At 43.6% G+C, this 14874-nt stretch carries 14 protein-coding genes; 8 read left to right on the top strand and 6 right to left on the bottom strand.

Annotated elements, in window-relative coordinates; genetic code table 11:
• Window positions 1–108: 108 nt before the first annotated feature.
• The 3 genes from NV379_RS23555 to NV379_RS23565 all read right to left on the bottom strand — a co-directional run bounded on the left by NV379_RS23555 (window position 109) and on the right by NV379_RS23565 (window position 2585).
• Entirely contained in the window at window positions 109–552 is a 444-nt protein-coding gene (locus tag NV379_RS23555; RefSeq protein ID WP_258209787.1) for a GtrA family protein, read from the bottom strand.
• The gene (locus NV379_RS23560; RefSeq protein WP_258209788.1) at window positions 553–1602 is read right to left on the bottom strand and encodes a glycosyltransferase family 2 protein; all 1050 of its coding nucleotides are present in this window, start codon (window positions 1600–1602) and stop codon (window positions 553–555) included.
• Window positions 1603–1703: 101 nt separating this feature from the next.
• Window positions 1704–2585 carry a phosphatase PAP2 family protein gene (locus NV379_RS23565; protein WP_258209789.1) on the bottom strand — a complete coding sequence of 294 codons (882 nt, stop codon included), beginning with the start codon at window positions 2583–2585 and terminating at the stop codon, window positions 1704–1706.
• 39 nt (window positions 2586–2624) lie between these two features.
• Between NV379_RS23565 and NV379_RS23570 the strand changes: the two genes are divergently transcribed.
• The 4 genes from NV379_RS23570 (at window position 2625) to NV379_RS23585 (ending at window position 6726) form a co-directional block, all read left to right on the top strand.
• Complete coding sequence (locus tag NV379_RS23570) at window positions 2625–2996, top strand: EamA family transporter (protein WP_258209790.1); 372 nt, start codon at window positions 2625–2627, stop codon at window positions 2994–2996.
• A complete protein-coding gene (locus NV379_RS23575; protein WP_258209791.1) occupies window positions 2993–4204 on the top strand; it encodes an ArnT family glycosyltransferase in 1212 nt (403 codons plus the stop codon). Before NV379_RS23570 ends, NV379_RS23575 begins: the two co-directional genes overlap by 4 nt.
• 116 nt (window positions 4205–4320) lie before the next feature.
• On the top strand, window positions 4321–5409 hold the full coding sequence (locus NV379_RS23580) for a glycosyltransferase (protein WP_258209792.1): 1089 nt from the start codon (window positions 4321–4323) through the stop codon (window positions 5407–5409).
• 132 nt (window positions 5410–5541) lie between these two features.
• Window positions 5542–6726 carry an MGDG synthase family glycosyltransferase gene (locus NV379_RS23585; protein ID WP_258209793.1) on the top strand — a complete coding sequence of 395 codons (1185 nt, stop codon included), beginning with the start codon at window positions 5542–5544 and terminating at the stop codon, window positions 6724–6726.
• 70 nt (window positions 6727–6796) lie between these two features.
• Here NV379_RS23585 and NV379_RS23590 read toward each other — a convergent pair whose 3' ends face one another.
• Window positions 6797–7573, bottom strand: a complete 777-nt coding sequence (locus NV379_RS23590; RefSeq protein WP_258209794.1) for a formate/nitrite transporter family protein — start codon at window positions 7571–7573, stop codon at window positions 6797–6799.
• Window positions 7574–7810: 237 nt separating this feature from the next.
• Here NV379_RS23590 and NV379_RS23595 point away from each other — a divergent pair, with 237 nt between their 5' ends.
• Entirely contained in the window at window positions 7811–10093 is a 2283-nt protein-coding gene (locus tag NV379_RS23595; RefSeq protein WP_258209795.1) for an Ig-like domain-containing protein, read from the top strand.
• 55 nt (window positions 10094–10148) lie between these two features.
• On the opposite strand, the gene NV379_RS23600 is transcribed toward NV379_RS23595, so the two are convergent.
• Window positions 10149–10700, bottom strand: coding sequence for a GNAT family N-acetyltransferase (locus tag NV379_RS23600; protein WP_258209796.1), 552 nt, complete (start codon window positions 10698–10700; stop codon window positions 10149–10151).
• Between the two features lie 122 nt (window positions 10701–10822).
• Here NV379_RS23600 and NV379_RS23605 point away from each other — a divergent pair, with 122 nt between their 5' ends.
• Window positions 10823–11338, top strand: coding sequence for a DUF2179 domain-containing protein (locus tag NV379_RS23605; protein ID WP_258209797.1), 516 nt, complete (start codon window positions 10823–10825; stop codon window positions 11336–11338).
• 50 nt (window positions 11339–11388) lie between these two features.
• Here NV379_RS23605 and NV379_RS23610 read toward each other — a convergent pair whose 3' ends face one another.
• Window positions 11389–12411, bottom strand: a complete 1023-nt coding sequence (locus tag NV379_RS23610) for an RluA family pseudouridine synthase (RefSeq protein WP_258209798.1) — start codon at window positions 12409–12411, stop codon at window positions 11389–11391.
• 153 nt (window positions 12412–12564) lie between these two features.
• On the opposite strand from NV379_RS23610, the gene NV379_RS23615 reads away from it, so the two are divergent.
• Entirely contained in the window at window positions 12565–13527 is a 963-nt protein-coding gene (locus NV379_RS23615) for an ABC transporter ATP-binding protein (RefSeq protein WP_373426157.1), read from the top strand.
• Entirely contained in the window at window positions 13524–14645 is a 1122-nt protein-coding gene (locus NV379_RS23620) for an ABC transporter permease (protein WP_258209800.1), read from the top strand. The genes NV379_RS23615 and NV379_RS23620 overlap by 4 nt, the downstream gene beginning before the upstream one ends.
• Window positions 14646–14874: the final 229 nt, after the last annotated feature.

Consider the following 14874-nt stretch of genomic DNA (forward strand, 5'->3'; position numbering starts at 1 on the left):
GTGAATTTTGAATTTATTTTATTGTATTTTCACGATTTCAAAGGCGAACGCTACGCTCCTCCAGTTGCTTTTTTCTCTTTCGTTTAACTTTTTGAACTCGCTCTTTCTCTAGTTCACACTTGTCTTTGCTTGCGGCACACGGAATGTAAAGTAGCGATGTCCCAAGTAGTTGAGGATCGTATAGATACCGTTGCCAAGTAAAATCGCTGCATTTTCAAAAAGACTCGTAGAGATGTTTGGCCAGATGAGTTCAAGTCCTTGCGTGAGCCACAGCGACATCCCGTAGGATAATCCGAAGCATACCCCGATCACAAGACTGAATTTCCACCAAGAGGAGCCGACTGTTGCGTTTGAGCGGAACGTGAATGTTCGATTTAGAAAATAGCTGCACACCGCCCCCACAATATTACCGGTCGCTGTTGCCAGCCAATAATTCCATCCGGCCAAATTCAAGACAATGAAGCTTACTGAAAGTCCGACCAATGTATTCAATACACCGACAAGTAAGAATCGAATGAACGAGCTGCTAAACAATTTGCGTAATGTATTCATCTACGTAGCCCGACTCGTTACCACGACAGGTTCAGAAGTGGAGTCGTGAAAAGCTTCTGCTACTTGTCCATTCTCATGCGAGTAGGATGCAGCGGGTACGAACTTCTCAATAATGAATAGCGGACGGTGTTTCACTTCACGATAAATTTTACCGATGTACTCGCCAATTAGTCCAATTGCAAGAAGCTGAATCCCGCCGATGAACCAGACGGATAGGATCAGGGATGTCCAGCCTGTAACTGCATTGCCGTAGAACTTACTAAACAGCGCGTAGATTAAAGCAACAAGGCTGATGATGAAGAATAGGAAGCCTGTCATTGTAACAAGACGAATTGGTTTAATACTGAATGATGTAATTCCATCTAATGCGAAGGAAAGCATCTTCTTCAGTGGGTACTTCGATTCACCCGCGAATCGTTCAAAGCGATCGTAGTACACCTTTGTTGAAGGGAAACCGATTAACGGCACAACCCCACGTAAGAACAAGTTTACTTCTGGAAAATGTTCCAGATGCTCGAGTGTACGCTTACTCATTAATCTATAATCTGCATGATTGTCATGAATGTTAACACCCATGCGCGTCATTATTTTGTAGAATCCCTGTGCAGTGTTGCGCTTGAACCACGTATCGGTCGTGCGACTTTGTCGGATACCATAGACGATATCATAGCCCTCATGGAATTTAATCACGAATTCACGAATCGCTTCAACATCATCTTGTAGATCCGCATCAATGGATACGACACAATCCGAATAATCCTTGGCTTCCATTAAGCCTGCAAGTAAGGCACTTTGATGTCCACAATTTCGTGATAACTTCAGTCCACTCATAAGTGGATTGGATTTGGAGAATCCTTCGATAAGCTCCCAAGTACGGTCACGAGAACCGTCATCCACGAAGAGCACACTGCTCTGGGGTGATGCAAGTTTGTCCGTAATTAATCGAATTAAGACAACACTTAGGCGACTGACCGTCTCGGGCAGCACCTCTTCCTCGTTATAGCAAGGTACAACGATGGTCACGATCGGTTGTTGAATCTTGTTTTTCATAATAAGGAATAGTCACCGTTCTTTCCTATTTGTCTATGATCTCCATTATACCGTAAAAAAGGAATTGTAGCATCGCTGCATACAATTCCTTCTTATTTATCCTATTTTTTCATTAGTCGCTCGCCAATCCCTTCGAATTTAACCTCAAATTTATTGAACATCCTTGTATGGATGAACCACTCTGCTAGGCTTACGCAACCATAGGCAAATGCCATTCCCGCTACAACATCAAGCACCCAATGGATTTTCAAGTACAACGTGGAAATAATAATGGATATGCAGTAGATACCAATAATCCAGCGATACCATTTGCTTTTCTCTTTCATGGATAAGAGTAGGGCAGCGAAGGCGATAGAAGTATGCATACTGGGAAAGCAGTTAAGAACCGTCGTATACACTTCCGCTGCGCTTTTGAAATTACGAACCAGTATATCCGGTGTACCTTGTACGAACCAGACTTCTTGCAGGAACACCGTATTGTAGAAAATTAGAATGAATGGCGTTTGCAGCAAATAGCCGCCAAGCGCATACACACCCATTTTCTTTACATCTTTCGTGAAGAAGGCGCGAATAATACAGATCCAATAGGATAACGTAAATCCGTTGCGGTATACCCAAGACATATAGTGCGTTAACCAAGCTGGCTGCCATAATCGCATCCATGCGCCGTCATTATACGGGATTGAATTGAACCATTCATTCCATTTGAACATATACTTGATATTCTTCGTCTGCCATCCGATCACTTGATTCCATAAGGGATTGGCATACTTATAAATGAGGAAGAAAATAATCAGCGTCGCAAGTCCCGCAGGAATGAATTTAACCCAAGGAATATCCTTCATATCCTTCTTCGTACCATACAGCGCGACAATCAGGAGAAGAATACTAAGCAGGTCCCAACCGTCAACTTGGGTGACACCAATAAGTACAGCAGCAGTAATTAGCCAAAGAAGCGGCATGATAATGAAGTGTTTCGTCAATATTGTTTCATCCCCGATCTTGTAAAGGAGATTGTATCCATGAAATTCGTGAATATTGCATTGATTTTACTGAATACTTGCTTTCTCGTAACCGGACAATTTCTATGGAAAGTTGGTCTGATGCGCAAGACGAATCCTTTTGAAAGCATCCGGACGATTGTTGAACTGTTCTTCTCACCGTGGATCTTCGGCGGGCTTGTGATTTACGGAATTGCGACCGTACTCTGGATGTTCATCTTGACACGGGTGGATATTTCAGTTGCTTATCCGCTGCAAAGTATCGCCTATATTATGACCGCATTCGGAGCTTATTACGTGTTCAATGAAAGCTTGTCCCCACTGAAAATCATGGGATGCTTGGTTATTCTAATCGGGGTTGCCATGATTGGCTATTCGGCTAAATTATCATGAGCCAGGGACGTAATCAGCTTATATTGTGGACGATCCTCCTGGTTTCTTTTGCGATAAAAATTTATCTGATCTTAACAAGTGGTAAGACGCTGACTCTAGATTCAGACGATGTCTCGTACTTAAAGACTGCCGAAATTTGGCTGGAAACAGGTGTCTTTACGTATAATGATCCGACGCGCCCGACGGTGTTCATTACCCCAGCGCTCCCTGCCATCATTGCTTTGTTCATGAAAATAATCGGGAACAACTACGCGCTCACCCAGACGCTGCGTATTGTTCAGTCGATCATGATGGTCTTCTCTATGTACATGCTGTTCATCATTGGTCGTCGGATTTGGAATGAGCGAGTTGCACTCTGGGGAGTGGGGTTATCATCGCTTTATTTGCCACTCTGGCATGTGTCGTTCCTAATCTTAACGGAAGCGTTGTTCATCTGTTGTCTGATGATGCTTATCTATTCCGCGCTGCGCGCGATGGAGAGTCCAACGTGGAAGTGGGCATTGCTATTCGGCTTCTGGTGGGTGGCTGCGACATATGCGCGTCCGACGATTGCCTTGTGGCCGGGGATCTTTCTGTATTTTCTATTCAAATGGCGCCAGATTCCATGGCAAAAGGTTGTTCGATGCGGCGCAATAGCGGCAATTATCTTTATAGTTGGATTAGTACCTTGGTGGGTGAGGAATTATGAAGTTTCTGGCGGGCAGTTCATCCCACTGACGAAGTCTAGCGGTAATCCATTGCTCCTAGGGACATTTCCATATGATTTCCCTCCTGTAGCGGAGCAGCGAACTTGGCATCAGACAGACGATCTGTGGGTGAATGATGATTTTGATAAACAGTGGGCAATCGAGCGGATGAAGACGGGGTTTATCGAGCAACCGCTGCTGTACATTTCCTGGTATACGTTCGGTAAGTTTTGTTTCTTCTGGGGCGGTGTGTTTTATTGGATTCGAATTGCGAATATCCCGCCGATTTACGTCTGGTCTTCGCACTATATTCTTATTCTCCTAGCGGGTGTAGGGGGATGGAGATCGAGACATAAGCAAGGAGCGAAGCTATTGATCTCCCTTTTTGCCTATATGACGGTCTTGCATATGATTTATTTGGCTCACGGTAGGTATGCGGTGGTGCTTATTCCGTTCGTTGCCTTATTTGCTGGAGCAGCAATAGAGTATTTGTTTGATCGAAGTGATTCGAAGGGGAAGTAAGTCGTTTTTATAAGGAGATAGTCAGAAGCCTGTTTTGATCGCTGTAGTTGGCGCTGTGCAGGTGTCCACGCATACGATGTGACAGATAATGCACATTGCAGTGAGGGAGGCCGTGTATGGCGATTACAATATCCGTATGTATGATCGTGAAGAATGAAGAGAAGACCATTGGCAGGTGTTTGAAGTGCGTGACCTCTTGGGCGGATCAGATCATTGTGGTGGATACAGGTTCGACAGATCGGACAGTGGAGGTAGCGAAGCGCTATACGGATGAAGTGCACCATTTTCAGTGGATACAGAACTTTGCAGTGGCACGTAATTACGCATTTTCACTAGCGCAGATGGACTATATCGTTCATTTGGACGGTGATGATGTAATTTCTAGAGATGACATACGGAAGATGGAAATTTTGAAAGAAACGCTAGACCCTACTATTGATGTTCTGACGATGCCTTATATTCTGGCAAGAGATGGAACGGGGAATATCACGTCCAGTGTACGGCACAATCGAATGGTGAAGCGGTCGCGCGATTTCAGGTGGCATGGGGCTGTACATGAATATTTGGCTGTCTATGGAAATATAGTGGAAAGTGATATCTCTATTATTCACAAAAGCATAGAGCATGACGCTGATCGCAACATTCAAATCTATGAGAAGATGAGAGCAGAGAATACCCCGTTCACTCCACGAGACACACTCTATTATGCGAACGAGCTTTGTGATCATCAGCGGTTTGTGGAGGCGACTGCGCAGTATGAACATTTTCTTACATTAGAGTATACGTGGGTGGAGGATCAGATACATGCTTGTGGTAAGATTGCGGATTGTTATTACGCGCTAGGACGGTTTGACGATTCGTTAGTGGCAGCGGCTAGATCCTTTGTTTACGATTTGCCTAGGCCAACGATGTGCTGCAAGATTGCTTTTGTACATCTTCATCTGCAAAAATATGCCCTTGCGGCATTCTGGTATGAACTTGCCATTGAACAGAAAGATCGTGTGGATGTACAAGGTTTTGTCGATCATGCTGCTCATTCTTGGCTGCCGCATCTGCAACTGTGTGTGTGTTATTGCTATCTTGGGCTATACGAGAAAGCGAAGTTTCATAATGAGAAAGCACTGGAATATCACCCGACTCACCCAAGTATGCTGCACAATCGTACCTACTTAAAGTCGATACTTGAACCAAACTTGACTTCTTAAAGGTCGGGAGCCTACCTAGACCTAAGGCGGGGAAGACTTCCCATCGGTAGTCGGTTTTGCATCGGAATAGATTGGCATACAATAGAATTAACAAGAGAAAGCAGAGAACGTTAAATGAAAGGTGCGAGATTCATGAGAAAAGAGAAGGTTGTCATTCTATCGGGGAATTTTGGAGATGGGCATCGCCAAGCTGCTCAAGCTGTTCGGAAATTCGTTGAGCGGAGCCGCCCCAATGCAGAGGCGATCGTGATCGATTTCATGGAGCTTGCACATCCACATATTCACTCGCTTTCCCGCTATATTTACATGCAAGGTATTCAGAAGTTTCCATCGATCTATGGTTTTGTATATAACAAAACAAGAAGTGCAGATAGCATGTTCGGAAGTCTACTTAAGAAGACGAATCGACTTGGTCTTAGTCGTCTAATGAAGCAGATCAATGCGATTCAACCTTCTGTTATCGTATCGACATTCCCACTAGCGTCAGGAGCATTGTCTGAGCTTAAAGAGCATGGCTTGCTTCGTATCCCGACGATGACGGTTATTACAGATCACACGAGCCACAGTTACTGGGTGTATCCACATACGGATAAATATATTGTCGGTTCAGAGAAAGTGCGCCAGGAGCTATATGAAATTGGTGTTGGTCTAGATCAAGTCGAAGTAGCAGGTATCCCTGTACGTGATGAATTCAAAGAAGCATATGACCGTAATTCGCTTATGATGAAACATGGACTAAATCCGAATAAGCCAGTTGTACTTATGATGGGTGGCGGTTGCGGACTTATGGGTGCAGAGCTTGTGAAGAAGATCCACACATTTGAGTATTTGAAAGAGTCAGTGCAGTTCCTTGTGATCTGTGGTAGCAATGAACGAGTAAGATTACAACTTGAAGAGAGTGTAATTGGCTCGAAGCACGACTTCCGTATTATGGGCTATATCGACTATGTGCATGAGTTAATGGCAATTGCTGATACGATTGTGACGAAGCCCGGCGGGCTTACGATCAGTGAGGCTATGACGATGCAGCTACCGATCGTGATCTATAAGCCGCTACCTGGGCAAGAAGAAGATAACGCACGATTCTTACTTGAATCAGGTGCTGCGATGCAAGCGGAGTCTCTGGATGACCTTGTCTGCAAATTATCTGGTTTGTTCCACAACCCGATGATGCTTGAGGCGATGCGCATGCGTCTAACGCAGCTGTATGAACCACTTTCCAGCACAGATATCGCAGATATTGTGTTCAGTGTAGAGGCTTCTCATACACATCGTTATGCGGATCGTTTAGCTGGCAATGTAACTTATGTAATGTAGAGGTAGCCATATAAAAAAGAAGCCTTTTAAGAGAAATCTTAAAAGGCTTCTTAATATTTTTAGTAATAATCTAATTCAACCCTTTTCTCAAATACGCCACATAATAAATCATTGCAACGAAGATCGCGCCACCAACCGCATTTCCTAGGAATACCGGAACGAAGTTTGTGAAGTAATCTGCCCAAGTATAGGCACCTGCGAAGATCGCGGCAGGGATGAGGAACATGTTTGCAACAACGTGCTGGAATCCAATTGCAACGAATGCCATTGTTGGGAACCAGATGCCCAGAATTTTACCAGTAACATCTTTCGCGCTGTAAGCCAGCCATACGGCTAGAGCAACAAGCCAGTTACAACCGATACCAGAGATGAATGCTTGTAAGAATGTATCATGAATCTTATGACCTGCAAGATCAACGGTTCGTTCTAGGAATGCCCCAGATCCCGTTAGTCCGACTACATGTCCGAAGAAATAAGCAACGAATAGTGCACCGAGGAAGTTACTGAAAGTGATCCAGAACCAGTTTTTGGCGACTTGGAAACCTTTAATTTTCCGTGCGTACCAAGCCAGTGGGACAGCCATCATGTTACCCGTTAGTAGTTCACCGCCAGCAATAATAACTAGAATAAGTCCAACAGGGAAAACAGCAGCGCTTAGGAAAGTGGTAAGTCCACCGAATTCAGCGGGCATTACCGCTGTTACGCGGATCGCAAGTAAGAACCCGATAGAGATAAATGCTCCGGCTGCAAAACCAAGTGCAAGCATGCTTGGAATGGACATATTCGCCTTGGCTACACCAGTCTCAACTGTATTTTCTGCAATTTCTTTAGGTTTATAGTAAGACAAAGTCTTCACTCCTTTTTCAAAGTGGTTGTCAATTAACTATCTCTCAAATTACGAATGTACAATTCTTATATTATAAAGAAGGTTCCCACCTAATTAAAGTGATATTTTTCACAATAGGAGTCAGTGTATTAACGGTTGTTATGGAAGGAACTTACTATTCATTTTTTGTCGTAAAATGCCGATATAACGGTAGGGCATACCTTTTTTACCCAATTACATACACGAGGAGTGTGACACATGCGAGTTCCATTTATCCATAGGTGGTTAGTTGCGGCGGTAGCAATTCTAATGATTCTGACCGCTCCATTATCTGTGGTACAAGCAGCAGAATCAGACGAAAAAGTGGATTCTGTAGTAATGAATCCATCTACGAATCAGACGATGTATGTCGGTGAGAACCTGGATTTAAGTCTGAAGGCAGACATGCTAGGGACAGGAGCAAACCCAAAGGATGTAACAGATATCGCCATTTGGTCTTCGTCCAACTCAACAGTTCTTACAGTTGATAAAGGTAAAGTTAAAGGTTTGAAAAAAGGTACGGCTACCGTTACCGGATTGTACAGGGGGAAGTCTAGTAGTGTAGAAGTAACTGTACATAAATACGAGTCATTGAATATTGAAGGTCCAACAGGTCCATTCAAGCTAGGTGACAAGGGCGTCAAACTTACAGCAGATGCGAAGTATGACAGCGCGGATAAAAGTAGAGAAGTTACAGACGGTGATTCCAATGATATTACCAAATTTGTAACTTGGAAATCCTCAGATGAGAATGTCGTGACGGTGAAGCAAGGTGAATTGACATTCAATTCCGCAGGTAAGGCAAAAATTTCTGTTACATACTTGGATATGAAGGATTCAGTTGATATCGAGGTCGTTTCTCCATATGAGAAAATCGAGATTTCGGCATCACAGGCAGGAGAATCACCATTCAAAGAGATTGAGCTTAGAATGGGTGATAAGTCCAAAAAGTTGTACGCACATGCAACTTCAATTGATTCTGGTGTAGGTAAAGTAGAGGTTACTCAGGATGCAACATGGACTTCTTCTAATCCTTCTGTAGTTACTGTAGATAAAGGTGAAGTGAAGCTTGTATCTAACGGTAGCACTAAACTTACAGTTACTCACTTAGGTAAAAGTGTTGACGTAAACGTTATCGTACGTTTGGAATATCAAGCTTTAGTTTTAACACCAGATGACAAGTCACATGACTTTTTCCTTGGTGATAAAGATTTATATGTAACTGCAACTATGATGAACTCTAATATTGATAAAAGAGATGTAACAAATGCAGCAACTTGGAAAAGCAGTGACAACTATGTAGCAACCGTGAAGAACGGCGTAATCTCACCGATGGGCCGCGGTAATGCAACAATTACGATCGAACATTTGGGTTTGAAAAAAGAAATTCAAGTGAACGTGTACAAGCCGCTTTCCGAGCTTACCGTAGAGAACAAAGAAAAGATTAAAGAGGAAGATCGCAAAGATAAGAGCAAAACTTCCGTTACTCTTTTCAAAAATGAAGTTCAAACGCTTCCTAAAGTAACAGGTAAGCAAATTGATGGTGAAACCATTGATTTAACAAGCAAAATGACTTGGACAAGTACGGCGGAAGCAACAGATGTTAAAGGCGATGACATTGCTAAAGTCGTAGACGGCAAGATCGTTGCAAGTAAGAAGGGGAAAACAACCCTTAAAGGAACGATTAACAATCATACAGTGACAATTGAAGTAGAAGTACAAGAGAAAGTGCTTGCACTGATCGCAGAAGAGACGAACATGAGCTTAGTTGCAGGTAGGGATTACGGTTCTGATAAATCAAATTTACCTGTTGTAAAAGCGATTTTTGAAGATGGTACGGAAGTTGAGAACGTATCCGATAAGATCGAATGGAAAGCGTCTAGCCCGAACCTTCTTGTAACGGAGAAGAACATGAAGGGTCTTCTTGCCAGCCGCGTCTCCCTTAAGGGAACGTACATGAACAAGACCGTAACGATTGCAGTGACAATTGAAGATGAAATTTCCAAAATCGTTGTTGAGCCGGAAGTCATTGACCTGAATCCGAATCGCAGTAAATCGATTAAAGTAGTTGGAACTTATGTAACAGGTAAGAATGTTACACTTAGCAGTAAAGTAAATTGGATCTCCAGCGATCCAACCGTTGCAACAGTTAGAGGAAGTTCGGTAAAAGCACTTAAAGAAGGTACAGTAACCCTGCACGCGAAATACCAAGATAAAACTTTCGAGGTAAAAGTGCGTGTTCTTCCGAAGTTGAACAAGCTTCTTCCTAACGAGAACCGCCTGAAGCTAACAGTTGGCCAAGGTCAGAAGATTAATCTAACTGCGCTATTCGATAACGGTGGCGTCGTGAATGTAACTTCTGAAGCGAAATGGTATTCCAACAATCCACTTATCGCAACTGTAGATAGTAACGGCAATATCAAAGCTGTGAAAAAAGGATCGACATCCATCAAAGCAACTTACAATGGAAAGAGCGTATCGATCTCCGTATCCGTGAGATAAACTCATTTTCTATGTAAAAGAGGACCTAAGCACATCAAGTGCTCAGGTCCTCTTCTTATTTAGCAGCATTCACCCAATCGGTGAATAGTAAGCTGTATACCGCGTGATCGATAAAATGATCGTATAACCATTCGGACTGTCTGGCGATCCCTTCATAGGCAAACCCCAATCGCTCCGGAATAGCTCGACTTTGATAATTGTGAAAGCCTGCTCGAATTTCGATTCGATTCATGTTTAACTGTGTAAAAGCGTATGTCAGCACTTCCTTGCATGTTCGTGTCATAATCCCACGGCCTTGATAGGATTCCGCGAGCCAGTATCCAAGGGATGTCTTTTTATTATGCCAATCCATCGCGTGAAAGCTAATCATGCCACATAAGAGTGAATTAAAATATATGCCGGAGGTAAAACCATTATTATTCGTAAATTGAACAGAAGTGGATTCAATAAAGCTTCTCGTATCATCGATTGTGCGTGTGCCATCTACCCATGGCAGCCACTTTCGTAAGTAATTTCGATTCGATTGTATAAGTTGGTATAGAGCTTCTGCATCTCTAGGTTCGAAAAGTTTGAGAAAGAGCTGATTATCGATCACATGTGTCAGCATAAAAATCTCCTTTTCATGAAGATGTAGTCAATTGAACTTATGATTTTCCTGTATTATGATTATAGGGTTCGAACCTTACCTTTCACAACATCTAATTACAACATGATGGGAGCAACTAGACGATGTTGAGCGTTCTTATTAGTATTTTTGTCATTCAGATTGTGTACGTCTCATTCTTTACTCTGCGAATGATCTTTACCTTGAAAGGGCAGCGATATTTGGCTGCTGGACTCAGTACCCTTGAGATTGTAATTTATGTTCTAGGTTTAAACATGGTGCTGCAATACGTGAATCAACCCCTTAGTCTTATTGTCTATGCAACGGGCTATGGACTCGGCGTACTTGTAGGCTCATGGATTGAAGGTAAAATCGCACTGGGGTATGTAACCCTCAAAGTGATCGTGAATGACCCCGAGAGCGGACTGCCGAACCGTCTGCGTGATCAGGGGTATGGGGTAACTTCGTGGATTGGAGATGGACGTGACGGACATCGCTTAGTGCTTGAAGTACTTGCCAAACGAAAGAATCAGAGATCACTGTATAATACGATATTGGAAAATGATCCGAAAGCGTTCATCGTGACGATGGAACCAACACAGCTGCATGGCGGATTCTGGGCGCGTTCGACTCGAAGATAATATACAAAAAAGAAACCCTACGTTGTTATTTGAACGTAGGGTTGTTTGTGTTAACGAGAGTTATTGTTATTGTCCTGTACAACGCGCTGGAACTTCTCTGGTACTTTCGTTTCGAAACGCATCTTCTCACCTGTCGTTGGATGCTGGAAAGCAAGCACGCGGGCGTGAAGACCGAGTCTGCCGATTATATTTTTACGAGATCCGTATTTCTTGTCCCCAACAACAGGGTGTCCAATATCAGACATATGCACACGGATCTGATTCTTTCTACCTGTCTCTAGGTTTACTTCTAGCAAGGAAAACTCACGATTCGTTTGCAGCAATTTGTAGTGAGTAACCGCTTTTTGCCCATCATTCGCGTATTGGCTGGAGTACATAAGCAGCGTCTTGCTTTCTTTGAGCCATGAAGTTATCGTACCGGATTCACGCTTCACATTACCTTCAACAAGCGCTACATAAGTACGCTCTTCCACGGCATCCTGCCAAGCATTCTGCATCTTCTGCTGCGCTTCTTCATTCTTCGCGAACATCATCACACCGGAAGTGTCACGATCTAATCGGTGTACGACGAAGATGCGTGCTTTCGGGTCTGTGCGGCGTACATGATCGGTTAGCTGGTGATAAGCTGTATTTTCTTTCTCCGTCGCGGTTGCAATAGACAGCATCCCGGAATCTTTATTAATGACCATGATATCGTCATCCTCATGAATGATTCGAATACCAAGGAGCTTCACTTCTTCAACGATCTTTTCCCAATTAATGACGACTTCTTGACCTGGTTCTAGCGGATGATTGAATTGCGTAATGGCCTTGCCGTTAACAGAGATTTGTCCACGGGATAGGATCGATTTGATCGAGTTACGACCGCGACTAGGCAGTTTTTCCATGACAAAGCTTAATAGTTCTGCAGATTCCGTAACCGTTAGTCGAGTTGCTTTATCTGCAGGTTTCTTGTCTACAACTGATTTATGGTTATGGTTTTGGTTTTGTCTACCGTTCTTTTCCGTTCTTGGCTTATTTGATTTTCCTTGTTTATTCCCATGAGTCCGTGAGGGATTGCTATTTATGTTCATTTAATTAAACCGCTCCAATATGCTTATTTTTCATACAACTATACCATGGAAAATAAAGTTTCTGCAAAAAGAGATGTCGTTCATCTGCCGTTCACGTTGTTGTGATATACTGGAAAATGTTACCTAAATATGTGGAGAGAGGGGCGCGAGCATGTGACGACAGATCGAAACGACATCGTGATTGAAGCCAAAGGTTTAGTGAAGAAGTATGGCAGCTTTATAGCTGTAAACGGTGTCAGCTTTGAAGTGAGTAAAGGTGAAGTGTTCGGATTACTCGGGCCCAACGGAGCTGGCAAAACGACGACAATGGAGATGATCGAAGGCTTACGTAAACCCGATGGGGGTCATGCCGTTGTTGGAGGATTCGATACACAAGTAGCACTTAAGAAGGTAAAGGAAGTAATCGGTGTTCAATTGCAATCAACTTCGCTCTTTGAGCTGCTGAAAGTGTACGAGATTATTCAGATGTATGCGAGCTTCTACCCGAATCCTGTTCCAACAGAGCCACTGCTGACAGATATGATTCTGCAGGAAAAAAGAAATGATCGCGTCAAGCATCTCTCTGGCGGCCAGAAGCAGCGTCTGGCAATTGCCATTGCACTTGTTAATGATCCGTTAGTCTTGTTCCTTGATGAACCGACGACAGGTCTTGATCCGCAGGCAAGAAGGACGCTTTGGGATATTGTGCTACGGCTGAAGGAACAAGGGAAGACAATTGTGTTATCCACTCACTACATGGACGAAGCCCATGTGCTGTGTGACCGCATTTGCTTAATGGATCAGGGGAAAATTGTTGCGCTGGATACACCAGAGAATCTGGTGCGCTCGCTCCAATCCGATAATGCGATTGAATTTCGTCTGCCAGATATGGATCTTAAATTGGATCATGTGCAACAAGAATTTTATGATAAATTCCAGTCGATTGATGGTGTGAAGCAGATTGATCTGCGTAAAGACACCTATGTACTTTATACGAGTGACCTTCAGGCGACTCTTCTAAGCTTTATTGCACTTACGACAGAAGAGAAACTGACCTTTACCGACTTGCAGACACGTACTTCCACACTTGAAGACGTGTTCATTCATATGACCGGAAGGAGCTTGAGAGAAGAATGAAAGCCTATATCCAACTGACGATTGCGCAGTTAAAGTTGTTTATCCGAAATAAACAGGCGCTGTTTTTCACTTTGTTGTTTCCGGTATTTTTTATGGTCATATTCGGTGCATTGATGAATACCGGGAAGGGATTATCGGTCGATACAGCTATTATGGACGCTGACCGCACTCCAGCTTCTCAGCAGTTAGTGGAGAGTTTGAAGAAGAGTGGTGTACTCGACATCACGACCTATGAAGATAAAGAACTTGCAACGGGTGATTTGAAGAATGGGGATATGCAGCTCGTCATCGTCATCCCACAAGGATATGAGAAGACCATGGATGCAGTTACGAAACAACCATCAGGTTCAACTGCCACAGCTCCCGAAGGGGCTAAGCTTCAAGTGCTGTATGATGAAACCAACACCAATGCTCAAGCAGGAATTATGGCGGTAAATGGTGTGATTGATGGGATATCGAAGTCGCTGGCGCATTTTGTCCCGGTCATCTCCATTCAGACAGAAGGGGTGCAAGGACTTAATCTCAAATACATGGACTTCCTCGTTCCCGGCATTGTCGCCATGATGATCATGAGTAATAACTTGAATGGGGTAGCAGGTCAAATCTCCTCATGGCGTGAGCGCGGCGTTCTAAGACGTATGCAGAGCACAACACTTCGCGCATCAACTTTCATTGGAGCACAGATTACAGCTCGTCTGATCTTGAACGCCTTGCAGGCGATTATCTTAATCTTGATCGGATCACTCGCATTCGGTGCACAGATTAATGGTTCATGGTGGCTGCTCATTCTATTTATCGTACTAGGCACACTCGCATTCATGTCGATCGGCTTCATTATCGCCGGCGTTGCCAAAACACCAGAGAGCGCAGGGCCAATCGCCGGCTTCATCTCATTCCCACTTATGTTCTTAGGCGGCGTATTCTTCCCGATCAAGTCGATGCCGGAATTCTTACAGCCGATTGTCAAAGCCATTCCAATCTCACATCTATCAACAGGCTTGCGCCAGGTCATGAACGTAGGCGCGAACTTCTCGATGGTGTGGTCCGAAGCTCTGACGCTCGGAATCTGGATGGTCGTTGCGTTTATTGTGGCTTCTTTTACATTTAAATGGGAGTAGATAAAGGGTAAATAGGGGATACTACTAGCAAGGATTAACAGGAGTATGTGTAAAAAGAAAACGGAAAAACAAATTGCACTGGAGGAACGAAGTGTTCGCCTTTGAAATCGTGAAAATACCATTAATTCAATTCAGAATTCACGATTGAGACAGCGACCGGAAGTGTAATTTGTTTTGTAGTGGTACTTCTTTTTACACATACTTCAATTTCTTTGTAAAGGAGCCCACA

This window comes from Paenibacillus radicibacter, from assembly GCF_024721995.1.
In the GTDB taxonomy this organism is placed as follows: domain Bacteria; phylum Bacillota; class Bacilli; order Paenibacillales; family NBRC-103111; genus Paenibacillus_AM; species Paenibacillus_AM radicibacter.